Below are 16,741 nucleotides of genomic sequence, written 5' to 3'. Positions count from 1 at the left end.
ATGAACCCCACCTTTATCGTCACCAAGGAACACAGGCGCTTCAACGAGTTCGCCAACGCAGTCCGAAAAGAACGAACTATAGGGATCTGCCACGGCGACGCCGGGGTGGGTAAAACACTCTCCGCGCGCCGCTACGCAAACTGGGATGACCTTGAGCCCTACATCACCGAGTGGGGACCACGCGGCGACCAGGACGAGAAGCATTACACCCTGGCCAACCGCTCCCGGACCGTCTTCTACACCCCGGACGTTCTCTGCCGACCCAAAACACTTATGGAGGACATCCACCGGTACCAGGTGAGAATTGGCTCGTGCATTGACGAACACCTGCACAAGCTCGATGCCGCACCACGCTCGATGAACAGAGTCACACACTCGTGGAGCTGCTAATAATCGACGAAGCCGAACGGCTTAACGCGACAGCCCTTGAACTCCTCCGTGACAACCACGACCGAACCCACCTGCCGATGATTCTCATCGGCATGCCCGGCATCGACCAACGGTTCCGGCACTACCCCCAGCTATACAGCCGCCTCGGCTTCTCCCACCGGTACCGCTCCCTCGGCAGGGACGAACTCCTCTTCGTTCTGGACCGACACTGGAAACGCCTCGAACGGACCCTCGACCCGGATGATTTTACCGACGCCCAGGCAATCGCCGCAGTAGAACGCATCACCCGTGGCAACTTCCGTCTCCTCGAACGGCTATTCCCACAGATCACCCGCGTCCTAAAAATCAACCAACTCGAAACCATCACCGATGACGTCGTAGAAGCAGCAGCAAGCATCCTCGTCATCGGCAACTAGCGACATCCAGCAAACACAAAAAGCCGCCACATAACGCCAACGTCCACAGCTGCTATGGAACTGCGGTTCTACTGGCCTCTCCCCCCAACACGTCCAAAAGCCGGTCCTAGAAACGGTCGTTTTCGCCTACTCGCTGTTTCTCGCTCACTTCGGATCACGGCGTGGCTTCCGAGTAGTTGAACACCGAACAGATCTGGGGTGGTTGATGCCTTGCGCGCAGTTTAGGTTGTAAAACCGTGGATTCGCTGAAACCCTATGACGCTGTCAATTCACTTATTTCCCCCAAGGAGCGCCCTTTTAATGGGCTCCTTAACCTGGCAGAGGGTTCGGGCCAGTTGCCGTCACTAGCCTCTGCGGGACCCAGCCGTCAACATGTTGAATACCGTCGAACGTCCCGCCTTGCAGCTCGATTACCGCGCGAAGTGGGCGCCGGTGGAACTTAACGTGCGTGAAATCCTCAAACAGGACGTAATACGGCTCGTTCCACTGGCTCTGGAACTGCTGGCCGGTCAGCGCCTCGCGATGCCGCCGGGAGAACGCGTCAACTTCCTCGCCCACAACCACACCAAAGTGCTCCATGCCCATCTTGTAGACGCGCTGGTGGACGGGCGGGATGAGCTCGATGAGCGGGATCACTTGACCATTAAGGACGCGGAGCGGCTCCGCAAGAAGGATCATGGACATCGGCCGCCCGTTCCAAACGTTCTCCATATTGGCGATGGCGTGGCGTTCGAGCAGGGTCCGCAGGTGGACATACTGGTCCCACTCAGGCACACGGACGGCGAGGTGGCTCAACTCGTACGACGCGATGTCGATACCTCGCACGAGCAGGCGATCGCGCTGCTGCGCGGTAAATGCCCTATAATCGCCGATGATATCGCCCACTGGATCGACCACGTCCTCCTCCTCTACTTTCGCCACGGGCCGTCATCATTGTCGCATCACCCGGCACAGCCGATAAAGCGTCGCGTCACCGGTTTGCTCAAGATGCCATTCGTGCCCATGCTCAGCTTGCACAGCAGGGACATGGACGTGCCAGGCCGTAAAAACAAACCACGGGGTGGTGTGCTCCTAATAATGGCCTGCCCACCTTCCGAGGGAACTGGGGCCGATCAGCGCCCCTTCATGGAATCGAAGCATTGGAAACATCTGCACCTGCTACGGACGACCCGCCCCTGGCACTCCGGCGCAGCAAGAAACTCAAAACCCCCTTTTGACGGACTCGTCTGTCTTCAGATAAACCTTGTCTCAGTGTCGAGGGCCAGGGCATCAGCTCATGGAATCACCCGTTGGTGCTGAAGTGAAAAACGTTGGCGGAACAGGGGAATTCCGATGGATGACGATGACGACATCTTGACCGTGGCAAAGGCCGCTGCAGGACGCCAACCGCTTGGTATCGAACCGGGCGGCCCACCGGCCGAGCTGCAGCTGGCGATCGCGGCTGCAGTGATGCATGCCAAACTAGTTCGACAAGTCGCCGCCGTCGCGCACATGACGGCGCTGGAAGTTGTGGACGCGACCGAGGCGGCAACCTACCATGCCATTCCGAGATCGGCCTGACGCCCGAACCGCCTGATGTCCGCCCCCTATGACAGGTAAGTGTCCCCAAGCCGGCCCGGCTTTCCTTTTAAGCGTAAAACGCTCTTGTTTAGGAGGGGCCTTACTTCATAAACGGGTGAGCTTGGCCGTGACCGTGACGGCCGCGGGATTGGCGTCCCGTTGACCGCCCAATGCTGTGAAGCTTTGCTTCCGGTAATCGGCGATCAGTGCCCGGGCCATCCGCTGAGCCCGCCGGGCCGCCAGTGTGTCACCTTCTGCGGCGGCGATGATGGTGCCCTTCATAAAAATGAGCCACGAAAGTGAAAACGCTTCAGGGTCCTCCAAGCCCGCCTCCCTGGCTTGGATCTGGACCTGTTCCCGGATCCTGCCCAGGTACTCAATACTCGCCCGCCCCAGAGGGTGGTCCGCCCCCATGTCCAGCAGCACCTTTACAAATGAACACGCCTCGAAATCATCGTCCCGAAACCACTGGTCGTACACATCGGAAATAGCCAAGAGCTGATCTTCGGGGTTTTCGCCCTGCTCTCGGCTTCCCGGACAACGGACCCCGTCATCCATAACTCGTCACGGCGCTTCAAATATGCCAGCGCTACATCATTCTTGGACGGAATATGCGCCGCAAGCATCTGATTGCTGACTTCCGGATACATGGTCACGCCTTGGCGGCGGAATGAATTCAACGGGGACACTTCGACAGGAACGTCATGCCCGCCATCCAGGACCATTTTTTCTGCACGTGCCTGCCTTGAACACATCAGTCTCTATGAAAGTGTTGACACCTCCGCCACCTACGTCGAAAGATTTCAGCAAGTGTTTAGGGGGATGCATGAGAACATGCAAGATCCAGAGTCCGATGCCGGTCTGCCGGCAACGGTTACTCCCGAGACGGGAGGCCCGAGTTCACTTTTCCCGGACATCCCGGAACGACAGTCATCATTGATGACTTTCCAGCCCTCCGACTGGCCCTGACCGCATCGCACCGCCCTGGCCAACTGCGGGATGGACTAATAGACCTCTTGCGCACTCAAAAGGGAATAGATTATGGCAGATGAAGCGTATAGCGATTTTAAATCATTAGTGAATATGACCTCAAAAGAGCTCGAAGAATGGCTACAAACAGATGAGTCTCAATCAGTAGGCATTAAAAAGGGCACGTCGAGTGACAAGAAGACCGATGCGGATGGAACCGAATCTATCGGACATGAGTCGGGGAGGAAGATCCTGGATATCTTGTCTAAGAAAGAAGGCGACCTTAACGATGATGATCTTGGGCATATAAAGAAAGTCAATGCTTATATAAAGCGGCATAAGGCTCAAAGGCCAGCAAAAGAAGATATTGAGAATTCTAGGTGGCGGTATTCGCTTATGAATTGGGGACATGACCCGTCGAAGGAATAATCATTTCAGAGCTGCCACATCAGATGAATAAAGGCCTCGCAAAGAAGAGCACCACGGAAATATCCCTGGGACCGTTGGTTGTTGCGAACTGCAATACCCGCCCCGGACCAGTGGGGGCAGCATGGAACGTCAAGTTCCAGCGCTAGGTGCACCCTCGCCCTATGGCCCTCGTCGTCTTACCCGCTTGACTGCTCAGCATGGATTTCAAACGGCTGCCGTGTTTAAGGCCCGCCGCATGAATTAGGACGGGCCCCGGCAATGGTGACTCAAAAAAGCCCAACAATAAGCTCTTTCCCAACGGCACGCTCCTGCTCAATCGCTCTTGGCCTCGTTGGCTCCGTGCCCGTACGAAATTGACTCGTAGGAGCCGGAAAGATTCGCGATTTTAAAAGTGATTCCAGTGCATACAGACAATTCATCGTCATGACCCCTCACAGCCATCAGCGCGAGGAGCCAGGCCGGGAACGTCGGTGGGCTGGCGATCAAACGGGAAGAACCCCATGCGCCGGATAAACCGCCTTTCCAATTGGGTTTTCGCCGCACAAAATGGTGCCACGCCCCGGTTATACGTGTGTTGTAGCATGTCCCGACTCCGGAACCGAGCAGCTGAAAACTGTTGCGCCGCGCGCGGGCTGCCTCGGGGGCACTAGAACAAGGAGGAGCTCGTCCAACTCGTGGCCAGGCGTCAACCGGATGCCGGAACGACCGACCGGATACGACCGAATAGATGTCCCGGCGGCCCTCCCGCAGTCCCGGCTGCGGGCAATCAAACTTCCCGAAACCGGTACAGTCTGCTACTCGGATGCAGGACACAGCATCGCCCACCACTTCACAGCTGAGGGAAAGGCCACCCAACTTCGGGCAAGCGGACCGCCCCTCGGCATCATGCCTGACTACCGCTGGACCACAGAACGACTCCTCCTCAAGCCAGGCGAGTCGCTCATCATGCCCAGTGACGGCATCCTCGAACTAGTCAACGACGACATCCAGCGGCTTCAGGACGAACTGTGGAACCTGACCGCACAGGGCACAGACACAAAAGCGTCAATCAAAGCGCTCATCAACGCCCCGCTGCACCCCACCGATGACCTCACCCTCCTCGCCATCCGGCGATTGGCCTAACAACCCCTGTCAAACAGTGGGGCTTGCTGGGTAAGGCCCGCTTTTAGGAGCGCTTCCCTGTTGGGCTTCTTCGCGGATAGGTCCCAAAACCACCAGCAGGTCGGAGGCTGTATGCCTCCGACCTGCTAAACGGTGGGCCCTGTGGGGCTCGAACCCACGACCCACGGATTAAAAGTCCGATGCTCTACCAACTGAGCTAAAGGCCCCTGCCGTCCGGTCAAACATGCCCGGACGGCCCATTCCATTTCTGGACATTAATACTCTAACGCATGGTTCCGGCGCCTCGGCACGCACGCCGGGCGCCGCCGTCGGGCCTCACCGGAAGGCGCCGCGACGCTCGATTCGGGCACCGCACAGGAGTAGCGTGGGGGCATGAGCCAGCAAGCAGGATCCGGTCCTTACAGCGGCGCGCACCGGCACCACAAGCCGAAGCCGTTCGCTCCCATCGACTTCGAGCCCTTCGCCGGCGGCGCCGATCCCGCCCGGGTTTCCGAGGCAGCGCACCTGGCCGCGCAAGCCCTGGTTCGCCATGGCCGGGACAGTGACGACCCCGTGGTGACCCAGCGCCTTGTGAAGCTCGCCGATGAACAGGGCCTGGAGGCCATCGCCGAGATGTGGGCCGAGAGCCCCGCCCGTTCCCTGCCCGGCGCGCTCTGGCGGCTGTACGCCCTGCGCGCAGCCACCGTCCAGGACCCTGAGCGCATCTCCGTCTATTTCCGCGCGGGCCGGGACACAGCGCAGGTCTCCAACGTGGTGGCGGGCGCGGCCGAGCCGCCCGGCGCCGACGAAATGACCGCCATGGCTGACGCCATCCTCTCCGGAGCGTTCGACGGCGAGTTCGATGTCGCGCTGGAACGTTCCGCTGCTTTCTGCCGGGTTTTGGCGCTGGGCCAGGCGACCATCGCCGACGGCGCCGAACACGCCAATGAAGCGCACGCCAGCAAGCTGACCCGGAACTCGCACCAGCTGGTCAAAACAGCGGAGGACCTGGAGCACGCAGCCAACGCATGGCGGCTGGGCGAACTGGACTGAGCTGGCGACTGCCCCGCCGTCGGCCCGCTGTCAAGATTGACTTGCGCCCGGCAACGTAGAAAACTGAAACCGGTGCCGAACCGCGAAACCCCCGGGCTTCAACACTCAGCCGCCTAGAGCGGCCTACCGCCGAGAGGCGTATCCGGTTCGGCACCATTTTTCTGCCCGCTGACGGTTCGGCCATTTCTACGCTGCAGTTACGGGCCGGTAGAGTTGGCGTCAGTTGCCTGCCGGGGTCAAGTCACACGGCGGCAATCCCGCAATGTACTTTTCCCGGAAACGGAACCACGTGAAGCTGCGCCTTTTTCCCCAGGAGCCCGCCGGGCTGAACCTCCTTACGCAGATGGCGCAGCAGATCGTGCACGCCAGCGGCACCCTGGCGGAAATCCTCGGCCTCCCCGCAGCCGAGCACGGCAGGCTCGTTGAGGACATGCACAACCACGAGGCCAAGTCCGCTGAACTGCACTTCGCGCTCCTGACCCACATGCGCACCAGCTTCGTGAACCCCCTCCCGCGCGAAGATATGTACGCCCTCTCCCGGTACCTCAATGAGGCCATGGAGAAGATGGACGCCGCCGCCGAACTGGTGGCCCTGTACAAACTGGAACGGCTTCCCAAACGCGCCGCAGAGCAGCTCGAAATCATCGGCCGGCAGGCCGAGCTGACCGTGGATGCGATGCGCCGGCTGGACAACCTGGACGACCTTGAGGACTACTGGATCGAGATCCTCCGGCTGGCCAAGCGGGCGGAGCGGACCCACCGGGTGTGGGTGGCGGACATGATCGGCGACATGAAGTGGGCGCAGTACTCCCGCCACCGGGACATCGCCAACCAGCTGGTGGAGGTCACCAAGGACATGCGGCGCGTAGCCACCCAGGTGGGCAGCATCATCGTCAAGGAATCCTGAGTGGCGCCCGTAATTTTCGGTGCGGTGGTCCTGGTGACCGCGGCCTTCGCGTTCCTCAACGGCTTCCGCGACGTTTCCAACGCCGTCGCGCTGGCCACCCGCACCAGGGCCCTCACGCCCAGCATCGCCGTGCTGCTGGCCGCGTTCTTTAACTTCATCGGCGCCCTGCTCAGCGCGGGCCTTGCCGTTGCCGTCAGCCAGCACTGGATCACCTTGCCGCCGGGGTCAAGCGGCCTGAGCATCCTCATCGCCGGCCTGGTAAGCGCGTGCGCATGGGGGCTGCTGATGTGGTGGCGCGGCATACCCTCATCCTCGACACACGCGCTGGTGGGCGGCCTGGCAGGTGCCGGCCTGGCGAGCCTCGCCGTAGGCGGCACGGGAGTGGGCGGCGTGGACCAGTCCCTGCTGTTCCAGGTGGTCCTGCCGCTGGTGCTGTCCCCGCTCGTGGCCTACAGCTTCGCGTTCTTTTTGGTGTATCCGGCCACCTGGGCCGCGCGATACACCCAGCCCAACGTGGTGAACCAGCGGTTCCGGCGCAGCCAGGCCATCGCGGCGGGCGCGGTGGCCTTCGGCCACGGCCTGCAGGACGGCCAGCGGGTCAGCGCAGTGCTGCTGCTTGCCTTGCTGGCGGCGGGCTATTCCGACGGCGGGACGATGCCCGTGTGGGTGGCGTTGCTGTCCGCCGTGATGATCACCGCGGGAACGCTCTTCGGCGGCTGGCGGATCTCGCACACCATCGGCCACAAGATTACGCGGATAGACCCGTTACGCGGATCCGTGGCCCAGATCTACAGCGCCGTGATGCTGTTTGTGGGCGCCATCGCGCTGCACTGGCCGCTGTCCACCACACACACCGTCACCTCGGCGGTCCTGGGCGCCGGAGAAAACCAGAACTTCGCCGTGACCCACCGCAAGCTGGTGTTCCGCATCCTTGGGCTGTGGGCTTTGACCCCTGCCGCGACGGCCGCCCTGGCGTTCATCCTGGCGCTTGCCTTGTCACCGCTGGCCGCCTGAGGCGTGTGCAAGGGGTTCCGCTCCCCTATACAGCGGACGGCTGGTGACGTAAATTCAAAAGTACGTCCCCCGGCACTGGAGCCCCGGGACTTGCGCCCGCCGCCGTGTGCAGGCCTTTGGGCGTTCGCCGCTGCAGCCACCGGCGGCCTGGAAGCACATCGCGGAAAAGATCAGGCGTTATGTCTACCTCGAACTCCCGGCGTCCCTTGCCCCAGCCCCGGCAACTCGGATGCGAAAACTGCGGAACGGAACACCACCTGACCATCCACGCCATCACCGCAATGGGCGCGGCGGGCGGCGACCTGGTGACGGTGTCCTATACCTGCAACGACTGCAGCCTGTTCCAGGAGCACCTCGCCTACGCGGCAGACGTCGCCGCTGCCCTGCACCAGGTGCGGTGGATGGCCAAGGTCATTATGTTCGGCGACGATTACATCCATTGCGGCTTCCCCATGGAGGAAGCGGAGTTCGAGATTGAGCGGCTCTGCTACCGCAACAGCAGCAGCGGAAGCGGGCTCAGCGCCGTCTGCCTGCCTACGAGGGTCCTGCGCTGCCGCTGCGGCTTCCAGCTCGAAGTTCCGGAATAGGCCCGCCCGGGAACGCCTGCAGCGCTGCCGGGAGGGCCGGACGGAGGGTGATTTACCCGAAGCGGCCGGAGACGTAATCCTCGGTGGCCTTCTGGGCGGGGTTGCTGAACATGGTGTGGGTGTCACCGAACTCGATCAGCTTGCCCGGCTTGCCCGTGCCTGCGATGTTGAAGAACGCAGTCTTGTCCGAGACGCGCGCTGCCTGCTGCATGTTGTGGGTCACGATCACCACGGTGTACTGGTCCTTGAGCTCGTTGATGAGGTCCTCAATGGCCAGCGTGGAGATGGGGTCCAGTGCCGAGCAGGGCTCGTCCATCAGGATCACCTGCGGCTCCACGGCGATGGCGCGGGCGATGCAGAGGCGCTGCTGCTGGCCGCCGGAAAGCCCCGAACCGGGCTTGTCCAGGCGGTCCTTGACCTCGTTCCACAGGTTGGCGCCCTTCAGCGAGCGCTCAACGAGGACATCTGCCTCGCCCTTGGAAATCTTCTTGTTGTTCAGCTTGACGCCGGCCAGCACGTTGTCGCGGATGGACATGGTGGGGAACGGGTTGGGCCGCTGGAACACCATGCCGATCTGCGAACGGACGGTCACCGGGTCCACGCCGGCGCCGTACAGGTTGTCGCCGTCCAGCAGGACCTCGCCTTCCACGCGGGCGCCGGGCAGGACCTCGTGCATGCGGTTGAGGGTGCGCAGGAAGGTTGACTTTCCGCAGCCGGAGGGGCCGATGAACGCGGTGACGGACTTGGCCTCGATGTTGATGGTGACGTCCTCCACGGCGAGGAAGTCGCCGTAGTACACGTTCAGGTCCTTGACGTCGATGCGCTTAGACATGGTGTTCCTTCACTTACTGGGTATGAATTGAGTCTAGGTTCCCGCCCCGGAAGGCGGTAGCAGTAACTTGTCAGCGGCCGGTCTTGGGGGCGAAGACGCGGGCGATGAGGCGTGCCGCAAGGTTGAGGACCATCACCAGGATGATCAGCACCAGTGCCGCTCCCCAGGCGCGCTGGTTGGACGGATCCGGGTTTGCCGGCGAGGTGGGGTTCAGGATCTGGGTGTAGATAAACGTGGGCAGGGATGCCATCCAGCCGCTGAAGACGTTCGAGTTGATGCTCGTGGCGAACCCGGCCGTAACCAGGATGGGCGCGGTTTCGCCGATAACGCGGGCGATGGCAAGGGTGACGCCTGACGCGATACCGGAAATCGCCGTCGGGATCACCACCTTGACGATGGTCCGCCACTTGCGGACGCCCAGGGCGTAGGAGGCCTCGCGCAGCTCGTTGGGCACGATCTTCAGCATTTCCTCGCTGGACCGGACAACCACGGGAATCATCAGCACCGACAGGGCAACGGCAGCCACCGCACCGGTCTTGGTGCCGGGTCCGACGACGGCGAAGAAGAAAGCGGCGGCGAAGAGGCCGGCCACGATGGACGGAATGCCCGTCATGACGTCCACGAAGAACGTGATGGCCCGGGCCAGGCGGCCGTCGTTGCCGTACTCCACCAGGTAGATGGCGGTGAGCAGGCCCACCGGGACAGAGATGAGCGTGGCCAGCAGGGTGATCTGTACCGTTCCCAGGAGCGCGTGGTAGATGCCGCCCAGCACGGGGCCGCCGTCCTCCACTGCCCGGTTGTCGTAGACGCCGGTGACGCCGTTCATGGAGTTCGTGAGGAATCCCGGGGCCAAAAGTCCGGGAACACCGTTGACCAGGACGGTCCAGATCACGGAGACGAGCGGCAGCAGGGCGACGAGGAAGGACCCCACCACCAGGCACGTTGCCAGCTTGTCCTTTGCCTTGCGGGACCCTTCAGACGCCGCGCTCCAGGAGACCAGTCCGATAGCGAACAGCAGCGCTGAGACGATGCCCCAGCCTAGGGCGTTGAAGCCCACCAAAGCCATGATGGCGGCACCGATGATGAGCGCGGCGGCGAGAACGACGTACGGGGCGTACTTGGGCAGCTGCCCCTTGGTCAGGGCCGAGCGCTTGCTGCGCACCGGGGTAAGCGTGGAGGTCATTTAGTTGGCTCCCGAAAATTCTTTGTGCCGGCTGATGATCCAGCGCGCGATCATGTTCACGGCCAGGGTGATGATGAACAGGACCAGGCCCGCGGCGATGAGTGTGCTGACCTTGAGTCCGCTTGCTTCCGGGAAGTTGAGCGCGATTTCCGCGGCGATGGTCTGGTTGCCGGACTGGATCAGGCTGGCGGTGAGGGCGCCGGAGGAAAGCACCAGCGCAACTGCCATGGTTTCACCCAGTGCGCGGCCCAGTCCCAGCATGACGGCGCTGATGATTCCCGGCCGGGCGAAAGGCAGGACCGACATCTTGATCATTTCCCAGCGGGTGGCACCCAGTGCCAGGGCTGCTTCCTCGTGCAGTTTGGGGGTCTGCAGGAAGATTTCGCGGGACAGCGAGGTGATGATGGGCAGGACCATCACCGAGAGGACAATGCCGGCGGTGAGGATGGTCTTGCCGGTGGCGGAGGCCGGGCCCTGGAAGATGGGCAGCCAGCCCATGTTGGCGGCCAGCCAGTTGTAGGCCGGAGAGATTTCCTTGGCCAGGAAAGCCGCTCCCCACGCGCCGTAGATCACGGACGGGATTGCGGCGAGCAGGTCCACCACGTAGCCAAGGCCGGAGGCCAGCCCTCGGGGCGCGAAGTGAGAAATGAACAGCGCAACGCCGATGGCAATGGGCGTTGCGATGACCAGTGCGATCACGGCGGCGATGAGGGTGCCTATGACGATGGGCCAGATGTAAGCGAGGAAGCCTTCGCCGCCCTGGATTTCTGCGGAAGGAGCGGTCAGCGCAGGGATGGCCTGGACCACCAGGAAGAGCGCGACGCCGAACAGGACGGCGAGGATGAGGCAGCCGGCGGCGAGTGCGGCACCGGAAAAGACTTTGTCACCGGCTCGGCCGGCGCCCTGGGTGGTGGTCAGGGAGGTGGCGGTCATTCGACGGCCCTTCGATCGTTTACTGACACTGAAAATATATGGTGCTTCTCAAACCGAAGTTCCCCGCACTGCCTTTCGGCAGGCGGGGAACCCGGTTTTGATGACTTTATTAGGACTTGACCTTGATGGACTCGATGGCCGCGGTTGCCTTCTCGGCCAGGGCGGAGGACAGCGGTGCGGACTTGGCGGAATCCGCGGCAGTCTGCTGGCCTTCCTCGGACACTACGTAGTTCTCGAAGGCCTTGACCAGGTCAACGGTCTCCTGGCTGTCGTAGGCGCTGCAGACCACGTGGTAGGAGACGAGAACAACCGGGTAGGCGCCCGACTCAGTGGTCTTGCGGTCCAACTTGATGGCGACGTCGTTGGCGGAGCGGCCCTCAACCGGGGAGCCTGCTTCCACGGCCTTGGCGGCAGCCTCGGCGGAAATCTCAACGAACTCCTCGCCCACCTTGATGGAGGCGGTGCCCAGGGAGCCGCCAACGGCGGAGTCGTCAGCGTAGGTCACTGCACCGGGGGTGTCGGTGACGGTCTTGACGACACCGGAGGTGCCCTTGGCGTTCTCGCCCTGCAGGGTCGCGGGCCAGACGCCGGATGCCTTGTCCGTCCAGACCTCGGGAGCAGCGGCGGACAGGTACTCGGTGAAGTTGGTGGTGGTGCCCGAATCGTCGGAGCGGTTCACCGGGGTGACCTTCAGGTCGGGAAGGGTGACGCCCTCGTTCAGGGCGGCGATGGCAGGATCATTCCAGGTGGCGATTCCGCCGCGGAAGATCTTGGCCACGGTGGCTGCATCGAGCTTCAGCTCTTCGATGCCGGGGAGGTTGAAGGCAACGGCGATCGGCGAGATGTACACCGGGATGTTGATGGCACCGTCGGGACCGCAAACAGCCTTGGAGGCTTCCAGCTCGTCGTCCTTCAGGTAAGCGTCCGAGCCGGCGAACTGCGCGGAGCCGTCGATGAGCGCCTTGCGGCCTGCGCCGGACCCGTCCGGGGAGTACTGCACGGTGGCGCCCTGGTTTGCGGAGGCGAAGCCTGCCTTCCAGGCGTCCATGGCCGCACCGGTGGAGGATGCGCCGATGCCGGTGAGGGTGCCGGTGACCTGGGAACCGCCAGCGTTCTGTTCGCCTCCGGGGGTGGTGCCGGTGGCGTTGTCTGAACCGCAGGCGGTGAGCGCGAGTGCGCCGGCTGCGATAACAGCGATAGCCGCGTGGCGGCCGAAGCGGGATGCCTTCACTACGTGTACCCCTTCCAGGGTTATTCAGTGCGGGGCAGGGAACGGAAACCCTGCTGCGCGATGCGTACTCTTTGTACCTTCATCGAAATTAGGGGCCACAGGTAACGGGACGGTCCGTCCAAGATGAACGGAAGATTAACGACGGCGGGAATTTGGCTTACAAATACCGGGTCACCATTGCGCAGATCACATCTCCAGTCGTAGTGCATCCCGGCTGAAATTGACAACCCCGCCACCACATAGACTGAACGGCATGGCTCCCGCAGCAGGACTATCAGCAGGCAGGCGGTTCCTGCGCAGCCGTATCCGTACCGGCCTGATCCGCAGCCGTAACTCGATGTTTCCCGCGGTCCAGATGACGGTCTGCGCGGTGGGGGCCTACGCCTTCGCCGAGTACGTGCTGGGGCACTCGGGCCCGCTGTTCGCCGCCACGTCTTCCCTGATTGCCCTCGGTTTCTCACGCGAGCCGCGCCTGCGGCGTGTGCTGGAAGTGGGGCTTGGCTGCACTATCGGCATCGCGGTAGGTGATCTGCTCCTGCACTGGCTGGGCGGCGGAATCTGGCAGGCCGCCGTCGTACTTCTTTTCTCCATCCTGCTTGCCCGCTTCCTGGACAGCGGCAATATCTTCACCACCCAGCTGGCCCTCCAGTCGCTGCTGGTGGTGCTGTTGCCTGCGCCCACCGGCGGACCTTTCACCCGGAGCATCGATGCCGTGATCGGCGGGCTGTTCGCTTTGCTCGTCACCATCCTGGCGCCCAAGGATCCGCGCCGCGAACCCCGCAAGGATGTCCAGAAGCTGCTGCACGAGCTGGCCGAAGTGCTGCGTGAATGCGCTGAAGCGCTGGCCGGCAGCGATTCGACGAGGGCCTGGCACGCGCTGGTCCGGGGCCGCAACTGCCAGCCACTGGTGGACGGTATGCGGCATTCCCTGCGGGCCTCGGACGAAGTGGCCCGGTTGGCCCCCGCCTACCGCCGCCACCGGGATGAGCTGGACCGTTTGAAGGTGTCGCTTGACTTCATCGACCTTGCGCTGCGGAACAGCCGGGTGTTCGCGCGCCGCCTCACCAGCGCCATCAACCACGCGGCGCTCTCCGACGAAGCCACTGAGAACATTGCAGAGGCGCTGCAGGAGACCGCTGCCGCGGTTGACGAGTTGTCCCTGGGCCTCGCAGAGACGCACGACGGCGCCCGGCGCGCCCACCTGCGCACCGCACGGAACGACTTGAGTGAGATCGCCCTGCGGCTGCATCCGAAACTGCTCGGGGTGCAGCGGCTCGAAGGTGAGACGGTGGTGATGCTGTTCCGGCCGCTTATGGTGGACCTGCTGGAAGCCACCGGGATGGACGCTCGGGAGGCGCGGGACGTGCTCCCGGCACTTTAGGGGCGGTTGGGAAGTATTGTCAGGGGCCACCACTAGTGTTGAACGCATGGCATCAAAGACTTCCCGGGCTTCCAAGGCGCCCGCATATAAGTGCGTCGAATGCGGCTGGACCACGGTTAAGTGGGTGGGCCGCTGCGGTGAGTGCCAGGCATGGGGCACCGTGGAGGAAACCGGCACCGCGGTGGCACGGACGACGGCGGCAGCTACGGTTGCTGAGCCGGCGCGCCCGATTGCCGAGGTGGATGCAACCACCGCGGCTTTCCTGCCCACGGGCGTTGATGAGCTGGACCGGGTGCTGGGCGGCGGCCTGGTCCCTGGCGCAGTCATCCTGCTGGCCGGTGAGCCCGGTGTCGGCAAGTCCACGCTCCTGCTGGACGTTGCAGCCAAGTTCGCCCGGACCGCGCAGGACGTCCTGTACGTAACCGGTGAGGAGTCCGCGGCCCAGGTGAAGCTGCGCGCCGAGCGGATTGACGCCGTCGCCGAATCCCTCTACCTGTCCGCCGAAACGGACCTCGGCCAGGCACTGGGGCAGGTGGAGAAGATTGAACCGCGGCTCCTGATCGTGGACTCGGTGCAGACTCTCAGCAGCGCGGACGTGGACGGCAGCGCCGGCGGCGTTTCCCAGGTGCGGGAGGTGGCTGCGTCCATTATCGCCGCAGCCAAGCGCCGGAACATGACCACGCTGCTGGTGGGCCACGTAACCAAGGACGGTTCCATCGCCGGTCCGCGGCTCCTGGAGCACCTGGTGGATGTGGTGTGCCAGTTCGAAGGTGAACGCCATTCGCGGCTGCGGCTCCTGCGTGCGGTAAAGAACCGCTACGGGCCCACGGATGACGTTGGCTGCTTCGACCTGAACGAAAACGGCATCGAGGGCCTGGCGGATCCCAGCGGACTGTTCGTCAGCCGGACCAAGGATCCCGTCTCCGGCACCTGCATCACGGTGACCATGGAAGGCAGGCGGCCGCTCCTGGCAGAAGTCCAGTCGCTGCTCGCCGAAAGCCCCAATTCACAGCCCCGGCGCGCCACCAGTGGCCTGGACAGCTCCCGGGTGTCCATGCTGCTGGCAGTCCTGCAGCAACGCGCCGGAACCCAGCTGCACAAGGATGACTCCTACGTGGCAACTGTGGGCGGCGTAAAACTCAGCGAACCAGCCACTGACCTTGCTGTCGCCCTGGCGGTCGCCTCGGCCAAAGCACGCAAGCCGCTGCCCATCCGCCTGATAGCCTTCGGCGAAGTGGGGCTCGCCGGGGAGGTCCGGCCCGTGCCCGGCATCAACCAGCGCATCCAGGAAGCCCACCGGCTCGGGTTCACACACGCAGTGGTTCCGGCCAGCCACACAGGTCCCGGCCCTGTTCCCGCGGGCTTTTCCGTGCGTGAAGTGGAGCATCTGACAGAGGCGCTGAGTCTCCTGATTGGATAGCCGCCAGCCCGGCAGGGGTTTTTGTGCAGGTATGAGGACTGCCGGGCGCCGGACGCCTGCATATTTGCCCAAAAAACTCCGGGGTCAGGGGTGCTGCGCGAGTTGCTCCGGGTCGTCCCGTTGGGCGTTGAAAAGCCAGCCGGATACGTCGCTGCGCAGCGCCAGCAGCGGCCCGCCGGTGGCGCTGACGTTTCCGGTGGGCACATAGTATCCGCGGCCCGAACCAGGTCCGCCGGCTGCCCGGTCCAGCGCATCCTGGAGATGGCGCGGCAGGTGGCCCTGGGGTCCAAGGCTGCGAAGTTCCTCAAGTTCTTCGGGCGTGAGCCGTCCCAAAACCTCAGCAATATTGGCCATGACGGGTCCCTTCAGCAGACTGCTTGAAGGAATAACCTAAAGCAGTGCCGTGAACTCCGGGTTAACGCGGGAAGGCAATTGTGCGCCTGTTCATGGCAGTGCGCGGAGCTTTGCAGGTTGGGCCGAAGACGGCCGGAAGGTGGAGGACAGATGCCGGTACGCAGTGCAGGGATCCTGCTCTACAGGCGCCAGGGTGTGACCGCGGGCGGAACAGCGCCGCCGGAAAAGGACCCCGGCGCGCTGGAGGTTTGGATTGCCCACATGGGCGGCCCGTACTGGGCCAACAAAGACGACCGCGCCTGGTCCATTCCTAAAGGTGAATACGGCGAGGACGAGGATCCGCTGGCTGCCGCCCTTCGGGAATTCGCGGAGGAAATGGGAAGCCCTGCGCCTGAGGTGGAGTACCGGCTGCTGGGCGGCTTCCGGCAGCCGTCCGGCAAGATGGTTGTGGTCTATGCGGCAGAACATGACTTCACGCCGGATAAGGTCGCCAGCAACACCTTTTCCCTTGAGTGGCCCAAAGGATCGGGCAGGATTCAGCACTTCCCGGAGATCGACGACGCCCGCTGGTTCCCGGAGGGGGAAGCCCGGCTGAAGCTGGTCAAGGGCCAGGTCCCGGTCCTCGATGCCCTGGTGAAACTCGTCTTCGGTTAGGTGCCCAAAGGCCGGCGGCCCCTGCCGGGACCGTCGGCCTTTATCCATGTGCTGCCGGGCTACGCGGCGGCATGCTCCCTCTGGGCAGTGGCAACCTTGGTGACGGAAACGGCATCGCCGTAGCACACCATGGTCCTGCCGGCTCCGTCGTTCCGGATCAACCAGAACACGCTGCGGTTCGCCGCGATCATGTCGATGGTTCCGGACATCACGGTGCCGTGATGCATCTGCACCTCAACTTGGTCGTTCCGGGACAGCCTGGACCAGTCGGGAAGCGGTGCCTGCGGCAATGCCTGCCGGCGCCGGGCGGGTTTGTGCCTGTACATC

General features: G+C 63.2%; 18 protein-coding genes, 1 tRNA gene and 1 pseudogene. 11 read left to right on the top strand and 9 right to left on the bottom strand.

Annotated elements, in window-relative coordinates; genetic code table 11:
• Positions 1-806, top strand: a pseudogene (locus ACLH0K_RS02175) (AAA family ATPase).
• A gap of 309 nt (positions 807-1,115) precedes the next feature.
• Here the strand turns inward: ACLH0K_RS02175 and ACLH0K_RS02170 are convergent.
• Entirely contained in the window at positions 1,116-1,703 is a 588-nt protein-coding gene (locus ACLH0K_RS02170) for a VOC family protein (RefSeq protein ID WP_411375238.1), read from the bottom strand.
• Positions 1,704-2,138: 435 nt separating this feature from the next.
• On the opposite strand from ACLH0K_RS02170, the gene ACLH0K_RS02165 reads away from it, so the two are divergent.
• Positions 2,139-2,366, top strand: coding sequence for a hypothetical protein (locus ACLH0K_RS02165; protein WP_411375237.1), 228 nt, complete (start codon positions 2,139-2,141; stop codon positions 2,364-2,366).
• A gap of 105 nt (positions 2,367-2,471) precedes the next feature.
• Here the strand turns inward: ACLH0K_RS02165 and ACLH0K_RS02160 are convergent, their stop codons facing one another.
• On the bottom strand, positions 2,472-2,924 hold the full coding sequence (locus ACLH0K_RS02160; RefSeq protein ID WP_411375236.1) for a hypothetical protein: 453 nt from the start codon (positions 2,922-2,924) through the stop codon (positions 2,472-2,474).
• A 483-nt stretch (positions 2,925-3,407) separates the two neighbouring features.
• Here ACLH0K_RS02160 and ACLH0K_RS02155 point away from each other — a divergent pair, with 483 nt between their 5' ends.
• Together ACLH0K_RS02155 and ACLH0K_RS02150 are read left to right on the top strand one after the other, a co-directional pair.
• Positions 3,408-3,764, top strand: a complete 357-nt coding sequence (locus ACLH0K_RS02155) for a DUF3140 domain-containing protein (protein WP_411375235.1) — start codon at positions 3,408-3,410, stop codon at positions 3,762-3,764.
• Positions 3,765-4,457: 693 nt separating this feature from the next.
• Entirely contained in the window at positions 4,458-4,886 is a 429-nt protein-coding gene (locus ACLH0K_RS02150; protein WP_411375234.1) for a PP2C family protein-serine/threonine phosphatase, read from the top strand.
• A gap of 133 nt (positions 4,887-5,019) precedes the next feature.
• Here ACLH0K_RS02150 and ACLH0K_RS02145 read toward each other — a convergent pair.
• A tRNA-Lys gene (locus tag ACLH0K_RS02145) sits at positions 5,020-5,092 on the bottom strand.
• 166 nt (positions 5,093-5,258) lie between these two features.
• On the opposite strand from ACLH0K_RS02145, the gene ACLH0K_RS02140 reads away from it, so the two are divergent.
• The 4 genes from ACLH0K_RS02140 (at position 5,259) to ACLH0K_RS02125 (ending at position 8,426) form a co-directional block, all read left to right on the top strand.
• On the top strand, positions 5,259-5,918 hold the full coding sequence (locus tag ACLH0K_RS02140; RefSeq protein WP_411375233.1) for a hypothetical protein: 660 nt from the start codon (positions 5,259-5,261) through the stop codon (positions 5,916-5,918).
• Between the two features lie 289 nt (positions 5,919-6,207).
• Positions 6,208-6,825 carry a DUF47 domain-containing protein gene (locus tag ACLH0K_RS02135; RefSeq protein ID WP_411375232.1) on the top strand — a complete coding sequence of 206 codons (618 nt, stop codon included), beginning with the start codon at positions 6,208-6,210 and terminating at the stop codon, positions 6,823-6,825.
• Positions 6,826-7,839, top strand: coding sequence for an anion permease (locus tag ACLH0K_RS02130; protein WP_411375231.1), 1,014 nt, complete (start codon positions 6,826-6,828; stop codon positions 7,837-7,839).
• 179 nt (positions 7,840-8,018) lie between these two features.
• Positions 8,019-8,426, top strand: a complete 408-nt coding sequence (locus ACLH0K_RS02125) for a hypothetical protein (RefSeq protein ID WP_411375230.1) — start codon at positions 8,019-8,021, stop codon at positions 8,424-8,426.
• 52 nt (positions 8,427-8,478) lie between these two features.
• Here the strand turns inward: ACLH0K_RS02125 and pstB are convergent, their stop codons facing one another.
• The 4 genes from pstB to pstS form a co-directional block, all read right to left on the bottom strand.
• Positions 8,479-9,258 carry a phosphate ABC transporter ATP-binding protein PstB gene (pstB, locus tag ACLH0K_RS02120; protein WP_138138202.1) on the bottom strand — a complete coding sequence of 260 codons (780 nt, stop codon included), beginning with the start codon at positions 9,256-9,258 and terminating at the stop codon, positions 8,479-8,481.
• 70 nt (positions 9,259-9,328) lie between these two features.
• Positions 9,329-10,441, bottom strand: coding sequence for a phosphate ABC transporter permease PstA (pstA, locus tag ACLH0K_RS02115; protein WP_411375229.1), 1,113 nt, complete (start codon positions 10,439-10,441; stop codon positions 9,329-9,331).
• Complete coding sequence (gene pstC / locus ACLH0K_RS02110) at positions 10,442-11,374, bottom strand: phosphate ABC transporter permease subunit PstC (protein WP_411375228.1); 933 nt, start codon at positions 11,372-11,374, stop codon at positions 10,442-10,444. It abuts the gene before it with no gap.
• Between the two features lie 109 nt (positions 11,375-11,483).
• Entirely contained in the window at positions 11,484-12,605 is a 1,122-nt protein-coding gene (gene pstS / locus ACLH0K_RS02105) for a phosphate ABC transporter substrate-binding protein PstS (protein WP_411375227.1), read from the bottom strand.
• Positions 12,606-12,858: 253 nt separating this feature from the next.
• On the opposite strand from pstS, the gene ACLH0K_RS02100 reads away from it, so the two are divergent.
• Positions 12,859-13,986, top strand: coding sequence for an FUSC family protein (locus tag ACLH0K_RS02100; RefSeq protein ID WP_411375226.1), 1,128 nt, complete (start codon positions 12,859-12,861; stop codon positions 13,984-13,986).
• A 46-nt stretch (positions 13,987-14,032) separates the two neighbouring features.
• Positions 14,033-15,406, top strand: a complete 1,374-nt coding sequence (gene radA / locus ACLH0K_RS02095; protein WP_411375225.1) for a DNA repair protein RadA — start codon at positions 14,033-14,035, stop codon at positions 15,404-15,406.
• Positions 15,407-15,490: 84 nt separating this feature from the next.
• On the opposite strand, the gene ACLH0K_RS02090 is transcribed toward radA, so the two are convergent.
• On the bottom strand, positions 15,491-15,760 hold the full coding sequence (locus ACLH0K_RS02090) for a hypothetical protein (RefSeq protein ID WP_411375224.1): 270 nt from the start codon (positions 15,758-15,760) through the stop codon (positions 15,491-15,493).
• Positions 15,761-15,910: 150 nt separating this feature from the next.
• Between ACLH0K_RS02090 and ACLH0K_RS02085 the strand changes: the two genes are divergently transcribed.
• Positions 15,911-16,414, top strand: a complete 504-nt coding sequence (locus ACLH0K_RS02085; RefSeq protein WP_411375223.1) for an NUDIX domain-containing protein — start codon at positions 15,911-15,913, stop codon at positions 16,412-16,414.
• Between the two features lie 59 nt (positions 16,415-16,473).
• Here the strand turns inward: ACLH0K_RS02085 and ACLH0K_RS02080 are convergent, their stop codons facing one another.
• The gene (locus ACLH0K_RS02080) at positions 16,474-16,740 is read right to left on the bottom strand and encodes a hypothetical protein (protein ID WP_411375222.1); all 267 of its coding nucleotides are present in this window, start codon (positions 16,738-16,740) and stop codon (positions 16,474-16,476) included.
• Position 16,741 lies beyond the last annotated feature (1 nt).

This window comes from Arthrobacter sp. MPF02 (genome assembly GCF_046605375.1).
Taxonomy (GTDB): Bacteria; Actinomycetota; Actinomycetes; order Actinomycetales; family Micrococcaceae; genus Arthrobacter.
Note: the sequence above shows the minus strand (reverse complement) of the source record. Positions and strands in the feature narration are given on the sequence as shown.

Bases quoted from the DNA above. Each gene is read 5' to 3' on its own strand.
- ACLH0K_RS02165 (WP_411375237.1), top strand. From the start codon at position 2,139: ATGGATGACGATGACGACATCTTGACCGTGGCAAAGGCCGCTGCAGGA.
- ACLH0K_RS02160 (WP_411375236.1), bottom strand. From the start codon at position 2,924: ATGGATGACGGGGTCCGTTGTCCGGGAAGCCGAGAGCAGGGCGAAAAC.
- ACLH0K_RS02155 (WP_411375235.1), top strand. From the start codon at position 3,408: ATGGCAGATGAAGCGTATAGCGATTTTAAATCATTAGTGAATATGACC.
- ACLH0K_RS02150 (WP_411375234.1), top strand. From the start codon at position 4,458: ATGCCGGAACGACCGACCGGATACGACCGAATAGATGTCCCGGCGGCC.
- ACLH0K_RS02140 (WP_411375233.1), top strand. From the start codon at position 5,259: ATGAGCCAGCAAGCAGGATCCGGTCCTTACAGCGGCGCGCACCGGCAC.
- ACLH0K_RS02125 (WP_411375230.1), top strand. From the start codon at position 8,019: ATGTCTACCTCGAACTCCCGGCGTCCCTTGCCCCAGCCCCGGCAACTC.
- pstB (WP_138138202.1), bottom strand. From the start codon at position 9,258: ATGTCTAAGCGCATCGACGTCAAGGACCTGAACGTGTACTACGGCGAC.
- pstA (WP_411375229.1), bottom strand. From the start codon at position 10,441: ATGACCTCCACGCTTACCCCGGTGCGCAGCAAGCGCTCGGCCCTGACC.
- pstC (WP_411375228.1), bottom strand. From the start codon at position 11,374: ATGACCGCCACCTCCCTGACCACCACCCAGGGCGCCGGCCGAGCCGGT.
- ACLH0K_RS02100 (WP_411375226.1), top strand. From the start codon at position 12,859: ATGGCTCCCGCAGCAGGACTATCAGCAGGCAGGCGGTTCCTGCGCAGC.
- radA (WP_411375225.1), top strand. From the start codon at position 14,033: ATGGCATCAAAGACTTCCCGGGCTTCCAAGGCGCCCGCATATAAGTGC.
- ACLH0K_RS02090 (WP_411375224.1), bottom strand. From the start codon at position 15,760: ATGGCCAATATTGCTGAGGTTTTGGGACGGCTCACGCCCGAAGAACTT.
- ACLH0K_RS02085 (WP_411375223.1), top strand. From the start codon at position 15,911: ATGCCGGTACGCAGTGCAGGGATCCTGCTCTACAGGCGCCAGGGTGTG.
- ACLH0K_RS02080 (WP_411375222.1), bottom strand. From the start codon at position 16,740: ATGTACAGGCACAAACCCGCCCGGCGCCGGCAGGCATTGCCGCAGGCA.